Here is a 17,432-nt window from a genome sequence, read left to right as displayed (position 1 = left end):
TAATGGGTACTATAAAATCAATTTTAGAAAAAATACTTACAGAAGTAAAACCGTATATGACAGAGACATCGCTTCTATTTATAGTTGCACTTGTCTTTGCTGTTTTAGTTTTATTTTTGCACATAGCCTTTATGAAGTATAAGTTTGTTAAGTATATACCGACTATAGGCTTAATAATATTTGCTGCAGTAGTTTTATTAAAGGGCAATAAGAGAAGTATATTGCAAGCGTCAATCGTTGATATGAAACTTGCCATCATTTCCTTAACGGCGGCATTTACATCACTCTTTGTAGCTATAGCGATGGGGTCGATGGCTAAGAGGAGAAAGTCAAGGAAGACCAGAGTAAGTACAAGAGCTAAGAGTGAAGAAACAAGTAAATAGAGTAGATCATATAAAAATACAAGAGTAGACAGATTTGCCTACTCTTTTTTTGCGTCTTCCTCTATTAACTTTAATTTAGCTTCTTTCGTAAGCTTCTTTATAGCTGCCTCTCTTTGCATCGCTTCTTCCTTAGTAAGGAAGCTCTCGTAGTGAACTAGCTCAAAAGGACCGCGGCCTCTTGTGTACTTAGCGCCCTTACCGCTCCTATGTTTTTCTATGCGCTTATAAATATTATCAGTGTAGCCAGTGTAGATGGAGCCGTCCTTGCACCTAAGCATGTAGATATAATAAAGCTTATTCATTATAAATCGACTATGTCCTTGATGTCGGAGTAGTCAAAGCCTCTGCTTATTAAAAAGCGAATAATCTTGTTCTTTCTCTTGTATGGGTCAGTCTCGCTCTTAGTCGCCTCGAGCTTTCTCTCGTAAGCCTCTTTAAGCGCCTCATACTCCATATCACTTGCTTCTTCTATTGCTTCTTCAATCTTATCGTCATCGATGCCTCTTTGTTTTAGTTCATAGACTATCTTTCTCGCGCCTTTGTTCTTGATGCGAAAACTATCTTCCACAAAAAACTTTACATATAAATCGTCATCGACAAGGCCTACTTCTTCTATGTAGTCACAGACCTCACTCGTTTCTTCATCATTGAATCCTTTTCTGATCAAGTAATCGTAGACATCCTTCTTCGTCTTAATGTTCTTCAAATATTTAATTGCATAGTTATAAGCTTTCTCGTTCATGATACACCTCTATAATTAATTCTAACAGATTAGTAAATATTTTTCAATATCCATAGCAAAAACTATTGATTTGTGATAAAATAAAGGTGAGGTGAAAGCTGTGGACTTTTTTTCAATACTGTCTATGATATTAAAATATATATTCATCATAATTATATATGCCTTCGTCTTTCAAATAGCGAAGATGATATTTCAAGACATTAAGTCTACTCAAGTCTCGAGGAAGGGCGCTTACTTGATGCTCATCGATGACGAGGAGAAGGACAAGATATATCCAATCAGAGAGAGCTTAAGCGTTGGCCGTGATAGGTACTCGGACATAAGGCTTGACTACAAGTTTGTGTCGAAGAATCACTTCATAATCGAAGAGGACGAGGGAGAGTATTACTTAACGGATCTTGATAGTAAGAACGGTACTTATGTCAATGGCACTAAGATCGAGGACGAAGTCATCTTAGAGGACGGCGACATCATTGAGCTTAATGACATTAAATTTGTTTTTGTTAATAGGGAGATATAAATGAAAAAGAAAGTAAACATATCAAGGCCTTTACTATTGGTCTTCATGTTTGTAATACTTGAACTAAGTTTATTCTTCTTTTACAAGGACATGAAGCCGACGAAAAATTTTATATATTATACGACTGGCGTACTTGTACTTATCTATTTACTTAATATTTTGCTTATAAAGATATCGCCAAAGGCGGATCGCTACTTAAACCTTATAGTCTCAATGCTATTTTCAATAGGTACATTCGAAATACTAAGGCTTGATGAGGCGAGTGGCTTTAGACAAATTATATGGATAAGTTTAGGTATAGTTGTTTTTTATCTAGCCATCTTCATAATGACGGCAATGAAAAATAAATTTGATAAGATGTTTTTCCTAGTCTTGGCACTCATCTACATACTTTTTATAATAACGCTTGTCTTTGGCAAGACGAAGTATGGGGCGAGAAACTGGATTAGGATAGGCAAGATCAGGTTTCAACCGGGAGAGTTCATCAAAATACTCTATATATTCTTGCAGGCGATTTACTACAAAAATTATAAGAGGTACGCCTCAATCAAGTTTGGACCAGAGATATTCACGCTTATCTCATATAGCTTCATAATGTTTTTCTTCTTGCAAAAGGACCTTGGCTCTGCAGTTATCATCTACGGTATGATGATGTTTAGCGAGTTTGTCTTTGAGAAGAAAAAGTATATAAAGTATGTGAACCTAGCTTTAGCAGTCGTGATGAGTGTTGTGAGCTACAAGCTATTTAGCCACGTAAGAATAAGGGTCTTGAGCTTTATCAATCCATGGGACTACATGGACGGCATAGGTCTACAGATAACACAATCGCTCTTCGCCATCAGTTCAGGCGGCTTCGTCGGAACAGGCATTGGCCTAGGGCTGCCAAAGACTATACCCGTTGCGACAAGCGACTTTATCTTCGCAGCTATATGCGAGGAGATGGGTACACTAGTTGGCATCGCAATCATAATGCTATTCATCATGCTAATATCGAGGATGTTTAAGATATCACTAAAGTCGAACGACACATTCTACAAGGCGCTGAGCTTCAACTGCGCGGTATTATTTTCAATTCAGTCGCTACTGATTTTAGGCGGCGTACTTAAGCTAATACCACTGACAGGGGTTACCTTGCCCTTCGTTGCCTATGGAGGCACGTCGATCCTCGCGTCCTTCATAGTACTAGCCATGGTGCAGCTTTCGAGCATAGAAGGTGAAGTCGATGGATAGGACGAATAAGAGAATTATTATTTCACTACTAATATTCTTAACGGCCTTCTTTGGGATTATAGTCTACTTGACATATTTCCAATTATTCTTAGCTAAGGACATTAAAAACAATCCTTACAATAGAAGGAATAGGGTCGACGAAGAGAATGTTATTAGAGGAAATATTTACGATAGGAATGGCGTGGTTCTTGCCGAAACAAAGGTAAAGGGCGAAGAAAAGACTAGGGTATATCCATTTGGACAAAGGTACTCGCACGTAATTGGTTACACAAGCAAAAAGTATGGCAAGCAAGGTCTTGAAAGCACCTTCAATGATGTCTTGACAGGTACTGACAAGGACGATTACTTCAAGGACATCAGAAAGATATTTAACGACAGAGCTGGTAAGTCACTAGTTTTATCTATAGATAACAATTTAGAAGCGCTTATTGAGAAAAACTTTGCTAGGGAAAAAGGCGCCGTCATCGTCATGGACAATAGGACTGGAGAGATACTTGCAATGCACTCAAATCCTGGTTTTAATCCATCAAGCATAGATCAAAACTGGGACGACTTTGTTAACTCAAATAACGGCGAGCTCTTAAATAGAGCAACACAAGGCCTATATCAGCCGGGATCGACATTTAAACTTGTTAGCGCTATGGCGATACTTAAGTCAAAGCAGGACCTAAGCTACACAGATACAGGTAAGGAGACCGTCGACTCATATATATTCAAAAATTCTGGCGGCAATAAATATGGCGAGGTCAATCTAAACACTGCCATGAGCAAATCCATAAACACATATTTTATAAATAAAGTTATGAATATGGATAAGGATGAATTTTTTGATACGATTGAAGAGTTTTACATCGATAAGAACTTTGATTTTGATTTAGTTTTTGCTAAGTCAAAGCTAAATAGAGACGCCGGCAAAACTGAGATTGCATCTGACGCCATTGGCCAAGGCTCGATACTCGTTAGTCCACTCAACATGCTTATGGCTACGAGTGCCATTGCCAAGGAAGGGGTTATGATGAAGCCTTATTTAGTCAAGATGGTCAAGGACAATAAGGGCACTTTGCTTGAATCAACTAAGAGTGAAGTATACAAGACCATAGGCAAGAAAGAGGACGCCGACAAGGTTAAAGAGGCGATGATAGAGACTGCAAGGACTGGAACAGCAAGCTCCTTACAAAGAAAAGGCTTTACAATAGGTGCCAAAACTGGTACGGCTGAGCTTGGAAAGGGTAAGTATAACGCTTGGCTCGTAAGCTTTATACAGTCTGATAAGCTTGACTACAGCATCTGCGTTGTGAGTGAAGACCAAAGGAAGATGGGCTATCAAATGCAAGGCATTACTAAGATGATAAATGATTATCTAATAAAAAATTATAATAAATAGAAAGGGATGTTAATATGGACGAATTAAAAACAAGAGATCAAATTGACGAACAATTTAAGTGGGATTTGACAAAAATCTTTGAAAGCGATGAAAAGTGGGCTGAAGAGTATGACAGCTTCTGCAAAGACTTTACAAAGCTAAGTGATTATGAAGGAAGACTTGGTGAAAGCGCAAAGACTTTATATGAATTCACTAAGTTAAAATATGATTTAATTCACAGACTTGAATTAATTTATGTTTATGCAAGCTTAAAATTTTCACAAGACACTACAGATACTAAGAGTCAAGAGCTTATAGGCAAGGCACAAACTGCTGAAATTAAGTTTTCAACAAGCTTAGCCTTTGAATCACCTGAAATATTAAAGCTAGGAAGAAAGAAGATTGAAGACTTTATAGCTGAAGAAAAAGGTCTTGAAGAGTATAGAAAGACTTTCGAAGACATACTTAGATACGAAGCTCACACACTAAGCGAAAAAGAAGAAGCACTTCTATCTAAAGCAGGCGACCTATATAGCGCACCAGATGACATCTACCAAATGTTTTCATATGCTGATTTAAAATTTGATTCAGTAGCAGATAAAGATGGCAAGATGCATCCACTAAGCCCTGGCGTGTTCACTAAGCTATTGGCTTCAGATGATGAAGTATTAAGAAAAAATACATTCAACACATACTATGACAATTACGCTGACCATATAAATATGCTTGCGGCTACATTAAAGGCAGCTGTTAAGAAAAACATCTTCAGAGCTGAAGTAAGAAACTTCAAGAGCGCTAGAGAAGCTGCATTATTTGCCAATGCTGTTGATGAAAAGATCTATGACAATCTTATCGAGTCAGTTCATGACAAGATTCATTACCTTCATAGATATATGAAGCTTAGAAAGAAATACATGGGCCTTAAAGAGCAACACATGTATGATATCTATATGCCAATGCTTAGCAGCTTAAAATTTGAAATTGATTATCCAGAAGCAACAGAAATTATCAAAGAAGCAATCGCTCCACTTGGCAAAGAATATCAAGACATTGCATACAAGGGATATCATTCAAGATGGGTTGACGTATATGAAACAAAGGGCAAGAGAGGCGGAGCCTTCTCATCAGGTGTTAAGGGCACTTACCCATACATCTTATTAAACCATAATAAATCAGTTGACTCACTATTCACATGCTGTCACGAAATGGGTCACTCAATGCACTCATACTTAACAAACACTACTCAACCGATTCAATACGCTAACTACAGCATATTCTTAGCAGAAATAGCTTCAACTATGAATGAAACGCTATTAACTCACTACATGATTGATAATGCTAAGACTAAGGAAGAAAAATTATATTTCATAGACAATTATCTTGAAACATTCAGAACTACATTGTATAGACAAGCGATGTTTGCTGAATTTGAAAATATAATTCACAAATATGCTCAAGAAGGCGGTACTATAAACGCGGATTTCTTAAACAAGACTTACTATGATTTAAATAAGTTCTACTATGGTGACGATGTAGTTGTTGACGAGAAAATCAAGTACGAATGGGCTAGAATACCTCACTTCTACTACAACTTCTACGTATTCCAATACTCAACAGGTATTAGCTGCGCAACTGAATTTGCAAGAAAAGTGCTTTCTAAAGAAGAAGGAGCAGTTGAAAAATATCTTGGCTTCTTGTCAAAGGGCTCAAGCGAGTACCCAATCGATATACTTAAAGAAGCTGGCGTGGATATGACTACTAAGGACCCAATACTAAACAGTTTAGATACATTTAACGAGTTCATGGATAAGTTTGAAGAACTTATGTAGGAGGAGCTATGTTCGAGCAATTTAGCGATCTATTTGCGAATTTTAAACTAAGCTACCTTGTCGACATCACAATAATCGCGCTAATAATATATCAACTATACAAGCTTGTTAAGCAAACAAGAGCCGAGCAGCTAACCAAAGGCTTCTTGGCCTTGCTTATAGTTACCAAGCTAAGTGAAGTACTCCACCTATATACACTTAGGTGGCTTATCGAAAACCTATTCAATGTAGGTTTAATCGCTTTAGTTGTTGTATTTCAGCCAGAGTTGAGGCGTGGACTTGAGTATATAGGAAGGATGAAGTTCTTTTCTAAATCCATTTCCGATTTTAAAAAGGAAAACTTTTCAAGAACAGTTAATGAGATAGTTGACGCATGCCTATCACTATCGAGACAAAAGATAGGAGCGCTTATCGTTATCGAGAGAAAAACTGGTCTTAACGAGATAGTTGATACAGGAACTGATATAGATGGTCTTGTATCAAGCGACTTACTTATCAATATCTTTATACCGAACACACCTCTTCATGACGGGGCGGTCGTTATTAAGAGCGATAAGGTAAGAGCCGCTGCATGCTTCTTGCCACTAACAGACAATCAAAACGTTCCAAGAGAATTAGGCACAAGACATAGAGCGGCGCTTGGCGTAACTGAGATGAGTGACGCGCTTGCAGTTATAGTATCAGAAGAAACAGGAGCTATATCTACCGCGGAAGAAGGCGTTATCTCAAGATACCTAGACGAGAACACACTTAGAGAGAAACTACTTAGCGTTTATTTACCAGAAAGTAGCGAGGATAAAGCATTATTTAAATGGAGGGCAAAAGATGAAGATCAAGATGAAGAAGTTCAAGATCAAGAACAAGAATAATATCATTGCTAAGATAGTCTCAGTCATCGTTGCCATCTTCCTTTGGTACTACGTTATGGGACTTGTCAATCCAGAAGAAACAAGAACATATAGAAATATAAACGTAGCATTTAAAAATGTTGAGTACCTTAATAACACTAAGCTTGTCAACCTCGGACCAAATGAGGCAAAAGTTACAGTTCAAGTAAAGGGTAAGAAGAGTGAACTTGATAATATTAACGAAAACAATATCAAGGCAGCTATTGACTTTAGAGGCTACGATGCAGGCCAAGTTAGGATACCAGTCAAAGCCGAAATCATCGGTCAATACAATACTTTGCAAGTAACATCGGTAGGACCAAATGAGGTATTATTTAACCTTGACAGCGTTGAATCATATAAGAAGCCTATAGAGATAAGGCAAAAAGGCGAGATAAAAGAAAATCACGCTTTGTCAGAGCTATCGATGGATGTTGAAAACGTTAAGCTAACTGGACCAGAAAGCTATTTAGCAAAAGTTGATAAAGTCATAGCCGAAATCGATTTAACAAATAAGGATAGGCCATTTACAATATCAAGTAAATTATATGCAGTAGACATCAAGGATAATCAGATAGACCAAGTGAGCCTATATCCACAAGTTGTTAATATCAATGCACAGATAGATAAGACAAAGTCAGTTAATATAGAGACAGACTTCGTAAGCCATCTGCCAAGCAATTACAAGATAGTTAATATCAAGACTAGTCCACAAAAGATAGTTATTAAAGGACAAGATGGTCTAGACACCATCAGCTCAATTAAGACAGAGAAGATAGAGGTTAACGATGCGGTCGAGCCGAAGGAAGGCGAAATTATTGTTAAGCCAATACTTCCACAAGGAGTTTCACTTCTTGATGAGAACGTAAATATATCCGTAACTTATGAGATAGAGGAAGAAGCTGAAAGAGAAATTAAAGTGCCTCTAGCTAATATAGAGCTTAATAATCTAAAAGATGATTTGGAGCTAAGCGATGCAAATGAAGAATATATCACTTTGACATTGAAAGGATATAAGTCGATTTTAGACAAGATAGACGAAGAAACATTTAAGCTTACAGCGGATGCAACAAATGTAACGACTGAAGGCAAACAGCAATTAAGACTTGAGCTAGTAAGCGATAAAGAGTATATAGAGATACTTAATAACGCGATAAGTTTAGACTTTGTAATGAAGAATAATTAATATGAGGGAGCTGAGTAAGAGATTACTCAGTTTTCTTTTGCCCATATATAAGAAAGACTTATAATTAATGAAGGAAGTATAAGATTTACTAATATATAATAATGCTTGCAAATTTTTAGGGGGGGGGTGGTATAATATAGTTAAGAGGAATTTATTTTGCTAAATCATTACAAGGGAGGATCTTATGAAGTACAAAAAATTTTTTATAATCATGTTTATCTTGATACTGTGTTCATCAATATCAGCACTACTTGCACCGATATTCATTCAGCTGTGGAAGGCAAATGGCACGCCGCTTGATACGAAGAAGATAGTATTCATAGTCTTACTTATACTTGCTTCAAAACTGCTTACGATACTATTCACAATATTTAGAGAAAAGTTTGCGAAGGAGTATAACAAAGGCAATTTCATTTCTTACATAAAAAACATTTTCAATATGAATTACGATCATATAATCGAAAAGGGTGCTATGAACTTACTAGAGAGGGCATCAATCTCGGTTAACAGCATCTACTCCTTCATGATGAGTGGCTACATACAGATATTCTCCTCACTTTTAGTTGCCTTAGTATGCTTGATTCTAATTGCAAATGTAAATTTGTATTTGGCCTTGATAATGTTTTTAGCATTGCCTATAAACTATTTTGGATATAAATTATTAAATAAAATGCTAAAGAAAAAGTCCGAAGAGATGCAAAAGATGACTGGCATGGGCTTTCAAGAAATACTTTCTTATATACAAGAGGTCGACTATGTAAAGCAGCTTTCTGATAAGTCTGTGATTTACAATAAGCTAGAGCCAGCGACTGAAAAGGTTTATGGTAGCATGGCGAGCGTCAACGAGTACGCTCAATCGATGACGGTAGTCTTAGAAGGCGTTAACGAGATTATAAAAACGCTTCTACTACTAATAGTTGTTTATGACTACATGGCACATAGTAGCAGCATTTACTCAATCATACTTGTTACTTTAATCTTCCCACTTTACTTTGCCAATGTATCGACCATAACTAATTCAAATATCGAGAAGAGAAATTTTGATATAGCAAAAGATTTTGAAAAAGAACTCATAGCTAATAAAGAAGCCGATGGCAGTGAAGACATTGACGTGATTAATGATATAGAACTTGATGTCAATGGCATAAATATTAAAGACATGAAGCTTGACTTTAATGCAAAGGCAAAGCTTAAGAAGGGCGACATAGTCAGAATCAACGGAGCCAATGGTAGTGGCAAGAGTACATTTGCCAAAGGTCTAGTAAAGTTTAGAGACGTTAAGATAATTAAAGTCAATGGCATAGACATAGAGAAGTGTAAAAACGAAGACATAAGAGATCGTATTGAATATGTCGTACAAAACGCACCTATAGTCAATGGCTCACTAAGAAAGAACCTTCTACTTGACTTTGATGATGGCAGCCATATTGACTTAGAAGAAAATCAATTCATCAGATCCATACTTGAGAAGAAGTCCCTTGACGACGAGATACTTATGGGCGGCTCAAATCTATCTGGAGGCGAAAAGCAAAAGATATCATTTGCAAGGTCCTTACTAAAAAATCCTGACGTACTCGTTTTGGATGAGATATGCTCAAACATTGATAAGGAATCGACGAAAGAGATATATGACTACCTAGACAAGACTAGAGAGGAAAGGATATGTTTCATCATTAGTCACGACGACTTGACAAGTGGCCTAATTAATGTTAATATAAATTAGTAGTATGACTCTAGTACCATTGTCATAGTAAAATATTTTTGCAAAATCAAAAAAAGTACTTGACAAATGCTCTGCATGAGTATATACTATATGAGTAAAGAATAATTATCAAGAAGAAAATGCTTTCTCACCTTATAACCGGTTGTTCATAAGGTTAATTAATTGTAATTGTACGGGCATTTTTTCATGCCCGTTTTTTTTAATGGAGGTGTAAACAATTAAAGAGCTACTAATCAACGAAGAGATTAGAAATCAAAAGATAAGACTTATAGGAGAAGATGGAACACAATATGGTATCGTCGATAACAATAAGGCTTTAGAGATAGCAGAAGCTGCTAAACTAGACCTTGTAATGGTTTCTCCAAACGCTGACCCTGTTGTTTGTAAAGTTATGGACTACGGTAAGTACAGATATGAGCAACAAAAGAAGAACAAGGAAGCTAAGAAGAAGCAAAAAGTTATCAATATCAAAGAGATCAGAATGACTCCAAACATTGAAGAACATGACTTAAACGTTAAAGTTAAAACTACAAAAAAATTTATTCAAAATGGAGACAAGGTTAAGGTATCCGTTCGCTTTAGAGGTAGAGAGATGGGACACACTGAGCTTGGAAGAGAAGTTCTTGATCAATTTCTAGAACTATTAGGTCCTGAGGCTATGGTTGAAAAAGCACCAAAGTTAGAAGGTAGAAACATGTCGATGACTGTTATTCAAAATAATAAAAATTAGGAGGAATAGAAATGGCAAAGATGAAAACACACAGAGCGTCTGCAAAGAGATTTAAAAGAACAGCTTCTGGTAAATTAAAAAGATTCAAAGCATACAAAGGACACTTAACAGGTAAGAAATCTGCTAAGAGAGTAAGAAACTTAAGAAAAGGATCATTAGTATCAAAGGGCGATCAAAAGAGAATCGACTCTATGGTAATGTAGTAGGAGGACAAAATGGCTAGAGTAAAAAGAGCAGTAAATTCTAAAAAGAATCATAAAAAAGTTTTAAAACAAGCTAAAGGATATTTTGGCGCAAAGAGCAAGCTATATAGAACTGCTAACGAAGCAGTTATGAAGTCATTAAGCTATGCATATATTGGTAGAAAGAACAGAAAGAGAGACTTCAGAAAACTTTGGATAGCTAGAATCAACGCTGAATGCAGAGTAAACGATATGAGCTATAGCAAATTTATCGGTGGTTTAAAGAAATTAAATATTGACATAAACAGAAAAATGCTTTCCGAAATGGCTATTCATGATAAAGAAAGCTTTAAGAATTTAGTTGATATGGCAAAGAATGCTTAAAGTTCTCAATTTTGGGAACTTTTTCTTTTCTATATGGCAAAAATTCTTGATTTGTAGTAAAATAGATATATGGAAATAAGAAAAAAACTATTTAAAGACAAAATGAACCCGCCACAAGTTTTGGCGCTTGGTTTTTTATCCTTAATACTTATAGGTAGCGTACTTTTAAACTTGCCTATAGCCTCGACTAGCGGTAGCCCTATTGGCTACGTAAACAGCTTGTTCACATCAGCATCTGCTGTGTGCGTAACTGGCCTTACAGTACTTAATACTGCAAAGGACTTTACGCCATTTGGCCAAGTAGTTATCATTACACTTATACAATTTGGCGGCCTTGGCATAATGACACTAGCAACAGTCGGCTACATAATCATGGGCAAGAAGATATCTTTTAAGGAAAGACTTATGATTAAGGAGCAACTAAATACTGAATCAATACAAGGTATAGTAAAACTAATGAAGAAAGTTATTGGCTATACATTGTTTCTTGAGCTTATGGGCTCCTTGCTATTAGCGCTTCGCTTTGTACCAATGTTTGGACTAGAAAAGGGCTTGGCATTTAGCATATTTCACTCGATAAGCGCTTATTGTAACGCAGGCTTCGATATATTTGGAGATTCATTAATTATCTTTCAAAATGATTACTACGTTTTATTAATACTATCGCTATTAATTATATTAGGCGGACTAGGCTTCACTGTATATGCGGATTTACTAGCAAAGGATAAGCTAAGAAAGCTAACGCTTCACTCTAAGGTAGTGCTTATCATGACTGGATCACTTTTAGCTATAGGCACACTTAGCTTTTTTCTATTTGAAAGAACAAATCCAGGCACCTTAGGTACAATGAATTTCCCAAGGAAGCTAGCAAACTCAATTTTCCAAAGCGTTTCGCCAAGAACAGCAGGCTTCTACTCAGTAGATATGTCTAGTATCAGGGAGACTACTATATTCTCAATGATTATGCTTATGTTTATAGGTGGATCGCCAGGATCAACAGCCGGCGGAGTTAAGACAACAACATTTGCTTGTCTAGTACTGACTACCATATCCGTAGTAAAGGGCGAGGAAGATGTTAACTGCTTAAAGAGAAGACTACCGTTCGAAACGATAAAGAGAGCTGTATCTATATTTTTAATTGGCTTAGCTATAGTTTTTTCAACAGCAATCATACTAACTATTACTGATAGCTCTTTCAAGTTTATCAATCTGCTTTTTGAGTCAACATCGGCCTTTGGCACAGTTGGCTTAAGTACAGGCATAACTGATAAGCTTAGCACTCTTGGCAGGCTTGTCATCACTCTAACTATGTATATAGGTAGGGTTGGACCACTTACTATGGCATACGCTTTTGCTAAGAGAAACAAGAAGAGAGACTTTAGAAACGCACCAGGCAACCTAATGGTTGGATAGGAGGATATATGAAATCATTTGTAATTATTGGACTTGGAAGATTTGGTATGGCACTTTCAAAGGAGCTTTCAAGGATAGGCCACGAGGTCTTAGCGATAGACTATGACCCAGCCTTAATAAGTGAAGTGGCTGACTATGTTACTCACGCTGTTGAAGCTGACGCAAAAAATGAAATGGCACTTAAGGAGATAGGTTTATCTAACTTTGATGTTGCCGTTATAAGCATAGGCTCTGACCTTGAAGCAAGCATCATAGCTACACTTACTTGTAAAGAGCTTGGCATTAAGACTATAATTGCCAAGGCTACTAGTGAGTCACACGGTAAAGTACTATCAAAGATAGGCGCAAACAAAATTATCTTCCCAGAAAGAGATATGGGTACAAGGCTTGCACACAACTTAACATTCAAAAACATCATTGATTACATCGAGCTTTCTAGCGAATATTCTATTGCCGAAGTAAAGATACTTAAGTCATGGGTAGGCAAGTCCTTGCTTGATCTTAAGTTAAGAAACATTTACGGCGTTAACGTTATTGCTATTAAGAACGATGACAAGATTGATGTGTCACCAAAACCAGATAAGGGTCTTGAGCAAGGAGACGTTTTGGTACTTCTTGGTCAAGTTGATGATATAAGTGCCTTGGAAAAGGACTCTCAAAATGAGCAGTAGTCTAATTACATCCAAGGACAACAAAATTTATAAGCTAATCAATTCCTTAAAGAAGCCAAAGTATAGAAAGAAAAATTCTATGTTTATTCTTGAAGGCAAAAGATTAGTTTATGAGGCTATAGAACGCTCTGCGTCTATAGTGTACATAGTTATTAACGAAGACTTTGATGATGAATATATATCTGATAAGTCTTATGAAATTATTAAAATCGAAAATAATTTATTTAAAAATTTACAAGATACTGTTACATCTCAAGGCATAATCGCCGTTTGCAAAGAGAGTTTAAATGAAGCTTATGACTTTGATGAAAAAACAGTTTTATACTTAGAAGATATTCAGGACCCAGGCAATTTAGGTACGATAATTAGAAGTGCGGCATCATTTGGAGTAAAGACCCTTATCTTATCAAAAAACTCCTGCGATGTGTACAACGAAAAGGTTTTACGCGCGTCGATGGGAGCCATATTTCTAGTTGACGTTCATTATGAAGATCTAAGTATAATAAATACATTCAAAGAGCAGGGATACAAAGTTTACTCGACATCGCCACGAGGCAAGACCACGCGCTATACAGATGAAAAGGCCTTCATACTCATGGGCAATGAAGGCAATGGCTCAACAGAGGAAGCATTTAAGATGAGTGATGAGACCATCACCATAGCCAATACTGGCAAACTTGAATCGCTTAACCTAGCTGTAGCGAGCTCGATTATTATATATGAAAGATATTTAATGCAATAGTAAGAATATATGGTATAATATAGGTATCGGAGGAAGCATATGAAAGAAGAACTATTAAAAATTAAAGACGAAGCCAAAGCTTTGATTGAAAAGGCTGAGGACTTAAAGAGTTTAGAAGATTTAAGAGTTAAATTTTTAGGCAAGAAAGGTGACTTAACAGCTATACTTAAGATGATGGGCTCCTTATCGCCTGAAGAAAGACCTGTTATGGGCCAACTTGCAAACGAAGTAAGAGAAGACATTGAGGCTCTTCTAAAGAATAAATTTGACGACTTAAACGCTCTTGAAAGAGAAAAAAGATTAGATGAAGAGACTTTGGACATAAGTATTGACAAAGATCTAGTTTCATTAGGACATGAGCATCCACTAATAAAGGTTAAGGAAAAACTTGAAGATTTATTTATGAGGATGGGCTTTAAGGTTATAGAAGGACCTGAGATAGAAACTGTAGAAAATAACTTTGACTTACTTAATGCGCCACAAGACCACCCATCAAGAGATATGTCTGATACTTTTTATATTGATAAAGAAAATTTACTTAGAACACAAACATCGCCAGTACAAATCAGAGCTATGAAGAAGTACGGAGCACCACTAAAGATGGTTTCATGCGGAAGAACATTTAGGTTTGATGACGTTGATAACACTCACTCACCGATGTTTTATCAAATGGAAGGACTTGTAGTAGGCGAAAATATTTCTCTAGCAAATTTAAAATTTACCATAGATCAATTTGTTAGAGAGCTTTTAGGTGAAAAAATACAAACAAGATATAGACCGCATCACTTCCCATTCACAGAGCCAAGCATGGAGGTTGACGTAACTTGTCACAAGTGCGGCGGCGAAGGCTGCGAATTTTGCGGAGGAACTGGCTGGTCCATGGAATTACTTGGCTGCGGCATGGTACATCCGAATGTACTTAGGAACTGCGGCATAGATCCAAAGAAGTACTCTGGATTTGCCTTCGGTTTCGGCGTTGACAGAATCACTATGGTTTCGTACGGTATCAACGATATAAGATTGCTTTACGAAAACGATCAAAGATTTTTAGATGAGTTTTAGGAGGACGATATGTTATTACCAATTAGATGGCTAAAAGATTATGTAAATATTGATTGCGACAATAAAAAATTAGCTGAAGACATCACTTTAACAGGTTCTCATGTAGATGGTATAGTTGACTCGTTTAAAGGACTTGAGGGAGTTATCACTGTTAAGATTAAACGCATAGAAAAGCATCCAGATGCTGATAGATTAAGAGTATGCTATGTGGACGATGGCAAGAATGAGATTGTCATAGTAACTGCTGCACCAAATGTAGAAGAAGGCGACATAGTGCCACTTGCTACAGTTGGAGCAATAATTGCTGGCGGAAATAAAATCGAAGAGCATGACTTTAGAGGAGTGGTTTCATATGGTATGTTCTGCTCACTAGCTGAGCTTGGCTACGACACAAACGTAATCAATAAAAAAGTAGCTGAAGGAGTTTTAGTTCTTGACGAAGATACTCCTATAGGCAAAGACATAAGAGAAGTTCTAGCTTTAGATGAAAAAGTTTTAGATATAGAGATTACACCAAACAGACCTGACTGCTTAAGCGTTTTAGGTATGGCAAGGGAAGCAAAGGCAACGTTTGATAAAGAACTAAAAGAACCTGAGTATAAAGAGGCAAAAGATTCTGATGATATAAAAAATTATATCAAAGACATCTCCATCGATACAAAGGACTGCTTAAGATATTACGCAAGAGTCGTAAAAGATGTAAAAGTAGGTCTTTCTCCACTTTGGATGCAACAAAGACTTATGGAGTCAGGTGTTAGACCTATTAACAATATAGTCGATATAACAAATTATGTTATGCTAGAACTAGGCGAACCGCTACATGCGTTTGACGTAAATACAATCAAAACAAAAGAAATTCATATAAAAAATGCTAAGGAAGAAAAATTCACTACGCTTGATGAAATCGAAAGAGATTTAAAGCCTGAAGACATTGTTATAACAGACGGAAGTGACAATCTTGCTCTAGGTGGCATCATGGGTGGACTTGACTCATCTATTACAGATAGTACTGAGACTATCATGCTTGAAGGAGCTAGCTTTAACAGATCTCAAATCAGATACACATCGAAGAGACTTGGCCTAAGAACAGAAGCCTCAAATAGATTTGAAAAAGGCATTTCACCACTAATGTCAAAGAAAGCAGTTGATAGGGCTGCTTATCTAATCGAGCTATTAGGCGTAGGAACAGTAGTTGATGGTTACTACGACATAGTTAACTACGAAGAAAAGGACGAAGTGATTAAGTCTGATCCAGCTAGAATAAATACTTTACTTGGTAGCGATTTAAGCGCTGATACAATGCTTGATAATTTAGCAAGACTTTGTATAGAAACAAAATATGAAGACGGTCTTTTAATTTCAAAGTCACCATATTACAGAACTGACCTTGCTATCGAAGAAGATATTGCTGAAGAAGTTGGTCGTATCTATGGCTTCCACAATATTGAAGCAAAACCTATCAAGTCAGAGACATCAGTTGGTATGCTTGATTACAAGAGACAAATTGATAAGCACATCAAGACTTTACTTATAGGACAAGGCATGGATGAGATACTAACTTATTCCTTCGTCAGTCCAAAGAACTATGATGCACTAAATTTAAAAGAAGATCATGAGTTTAGAAAATATATCGAATTAATCAATCCACTTGGCGAAGACTTTAGAGCGATGAGAACAACACTTATCGCGAATATGCTTAAAGTTTTATCACTAAACATCAATAATATGAACGAAAAAGGCGCTTTCTTTGAATTTGGAAACACATTTGAAAAAGAAGGCAGTAAGTATATCGAGAACAAGACTATGTCCGTAGGTTTCTACGGCTATGGTGACTTCTATATGATTAAGGACATCTTAGTTAAAATACTAGAGGGACTTGCTATAGAAGGATACGAAGTGAAGAGAAGTACTGAGACAAGCATATTCCATAAGGGTAGAAGTGCTGACTTTTACGTGGGTGGCGAAAAATTTGCAAGCCTTGGTCAAATTGACTACGCTGTTTGCGATAATTTCTCCATAAAAACAGATGTTTATGTAATGGAGCTTGACTTAGAAAAGATATATCCACTAGTTAATCTAGAGAGAAAATATGTAAAGATAAATAAATTCCCAGCTGTTAAGAGGGACTACGCCATAGTTATAGACGATGCTGTTCCATTTGGCGATGTGAAGAAAGAAATTTTATCGCATGGCTTTGATATCGTTAAAGACGTACAAATCTTTGACGTGTATAAGTCAGATAAGCTTGGAGCTGACAAGAAGTCACTAGCCTTCAAGATTAAGTATCAAGGCGAAAAGACTCTTAAAGATAAAGATATACAAAAAGTTGAGAGCGAAATTTTGGCTTCACTTGAAGAAAAATTCGCTGCCATCTTAAGGAAGTAA

The 17,432-nt window shown here is 36.6% G+C and carries 18 protein-coding genes; 16 read left to right on the top strand and 2 right to left on the bottom strand.

Going from position 1 to position 17,432, the window contains the following annotated elements; all coding sequences use genetic code 11:
• Window positions 1-2 precede the first annotated feature (2 nt).
• On the top strand, window positions 3-383 hold the full coding sequence (locus BN3004_RS00185; protein ID WP_058259296.1) for a hypothetical protein: 381 nt from the start codon (window positions 3-5) through the stop codon (window positions 381-383).
• A 38-nt stretch (window positions 384-421) separates the two neighbouring features.
• Here BN3004_RS00185 and BN3004_RS00180 read toward each other — a convergent pair whose 3' ends face one another.
• Together BN3004_RS00180 and BN3004_RS00175 are read right to left on the bottom strand one after the other, a co-directional pair.
• Window positions 422-685 carry a GIY-YIG nuclease family protein gene (locus BN3004_RS00180; protein ID WP_082244020.1) on the bottom strand — a complete coding sequence of 88 codons (264 nt, stop codon included), beginning with the start codon at window positions 683-685 and terminating at the stop codon, window positions 422-424.
• Window positions 685-1,125, bottom strand: a complete 441-nt coding sequence (locus tag BN3004_RS00175) for a regulatory protein RecX (RefSeq protein WP_058259294.1) — start codon at window positions 1,123-1,125, stop codon at window positions 685-687. Before BN3004_RS00175 ends, BN3004_RS00180 begins: the two co-directional genes overlap by 1 nt.
• A 124-nt stretch (window positions 1,126-1,249) precedes the next feature.
• Between BN3004_RS00175 and BN3004_RS00170 the strand changes: the two genes are divergently transcribed.
• The 15 genes from BN3004_RS00170 (at window position 1,250) to pheT (ending at window position 17,432) form a co-directional block, all read left to right on the top strand.
• Window positions 1,250-1,645 (top strand): FHA domain-containing protein, encoded by a 396-nt coding sequence (locus BN3004_RS00170; protein ID WP_148344887.1) that lies wholly within the window; start codon window positions 1,250-1,252, stop codon window positions 1,643-1,645.
• Entirely contained in the window at window positions 1,646-2,875 is a 1,230-nt protein-coding gene (locus BN3004_RS00165) for an FtsW/RodA/SpoVE family cell cycle protein (RefSeq protein WP_058259292.1), read from the top strand. It begins immediately after the preceding gene.
• The gene (locus tag BN3004_RS00160) at window positions 2,868-4,259 is read left to right on the top strand and encodes a peptidoglycan D,D-transpeptidase FtsI family protein (RefSeq protein WP_058259291.1); all 1,392 of its coding nucleotides are present in this window, start codon (window positions 2,868-2,870) and stop codon (window positions 4,257-4,259) included. The genes BN3004_RS00165 and BN3004_RS00160 overlap by 8 nt, the downstream gene beginning before the upstream one ends.
• 14 nt (window positions 4,260-4,273) lie before the next feature.
• A complete protein-coding gene (gene pepF / locus BN3004_RS00155; RefSeq protein ID WP_058259290.1) occupies window positions 4,274-6,067 on the top strand; it encodes an oligoendopeptidase F in 1,794 nt (597 codons plus the stop codon).
• Between the two features lie 8 nt (window positions 6,068-6,075).
• Window positions 6,076-6,936 (top strand): diadenylate cyclase CdaA, encoded by an 861-nt coding sequence (cdaA, locus tag BN3004_RS00150; RefSeq protein ID WP_058259289.1) that lies wholly within the window; start codon window positions 6,076-6,078, stop codon window positions 6,934-6,936.
• Window positions 6,893-8,140, top strand: a complete 1,248-nt coding sequence (locus BN3004_RS00145) for a CdaR family protein (protein WP_058259288.1) — start codon at window positions 6,893-6,895, stop codon at window positions 8,138-8,140. The genes cdaA and BN3004_RS00145 overlap by 44 nt, the downstream gene beginning before the upstream one ends.
• Window positions 8,141-8,324: 184 nt before the next feature.
• Window positions 8,325-9,863, top strand: coding sequence for an ATP-binding cassette domain-containing protein (locus BN3004_RS00140; protein ID WP_058259287.1), 1,539 nt, complete (start codon window positions 8,325-8,327; stop codon window positions 9,861-9,863).
• 217 nt (window positions 9,864-10,080) lie between these two features.
• Window positions 10,081-10,593 (top strand): translation initiation factor IF-3, encoded by a 513-nt coding sequence (infC, locus tag BN3004_RS00135; RefSeq protein WP_058259286.1) that lies wholly within the window; start codon window positions 10,081-10,083, stop codon window positions 10,591-10,593.
• Window positions 10,594-10,604: 11 nt separating this feature from the next.
• Complete coding sequence (rpmI, locus tag BN3004_RS00130; protein WP_019214968.1) at window positions 10,605-10,796, top strand: 50S ribosomal protein L35; 192 nt, start codon at window positions 10,605-10,607, stop codon at window positions 10,794-10,796.
• A 12-nt stretch (window positions 10,797-10,808) separates the two neighbouring features.
• The gene (gene rplT / locus BN3004_RS00125; RefSeq protein ID WP_058259285.1) at window positions 10,809-11,159 is read left to right on the top strand and encodes a 50S ribosomal protein L20; all 351 of its coding nucleotides are present in this window, start codon (window positions 10,809-10,811) and stop codon (window positions 11,157-11,159) included.
• A 69-nt stretch (window positions 11,160-11,228) separates the two neighbouring features.
• Window positions 11,229-12,572 (top strand): TrkH family potassium uptake protein, encoded by a 1,344-nt coding sequence (locus tag BN3004_RS00120; protein ID WP_058259284.1) that lies wholly within the window; start codon window positions 11,229-11,231, stop codon window positions 12,570-12,572.
• 8 nt (window positions 12,573-12,580) lie between these two features.
• Entirely contained in the window at window positions 12,581-13,243 is a 663-nt protein-coding gene (locus BN3004_RS00115; RefSeq protein WP_058259283.1) for a potassium channel family protein, read from the top strand.
• Window positions 13,233-13,985, top strand: coding sequence for a TrmH family RNA methyltransferase (locus BN3004_RS00110; protein ID WP_058259282.1), 753 nt, complete (start codon window positions 13,233-13,235; stop codon window positions 13,983-13,985). Before BN3004_RS00115 ends, BN3004_RS00110 begins: the two co-directional genes overlap by 11 nt.
• A gap of 39 nt (window positions 13,986-14,024) precedes the next feature.
• Window positions 14,025-15,047 (top strand): phenylalanine--tRNA ligase subunit alpha, encoded by a 1,023-nt coding sequence (pheS, locus tag BN3004_RS00105; protein WP_058259281.1) that lies wholly within the window; start codon window positions 14,025-14,027, stop codon window positions 15,045-15,047.
• A gap of 9 nt (window positions 15,048-15,056) precedes the next feature.
• Window positions 15,057-17,432 (top strand): phenylalanine--tRNA ligase subunit beta, encoded by a 2,376-nt coding sequence (gene pheT, locus BN3004_RS00100; protein ID WP_058259280.1) that lies wholly within the window; start codon window positions 15,057-15,059, stop codon window positions 17,430-17,432.

The organism is Fenollaria timonensis (genome assembly GCF_001457835.1).
GTDB classification, from domain to species: Bacteria; Bacillota; Clostridia; order Tissierellales; family Peptoniphilaceae; genus Fenollaria; species Fenollaria timonensis.
This window is presented reverse-complemented; position numbering and strand designations above follow the sequence as displayed.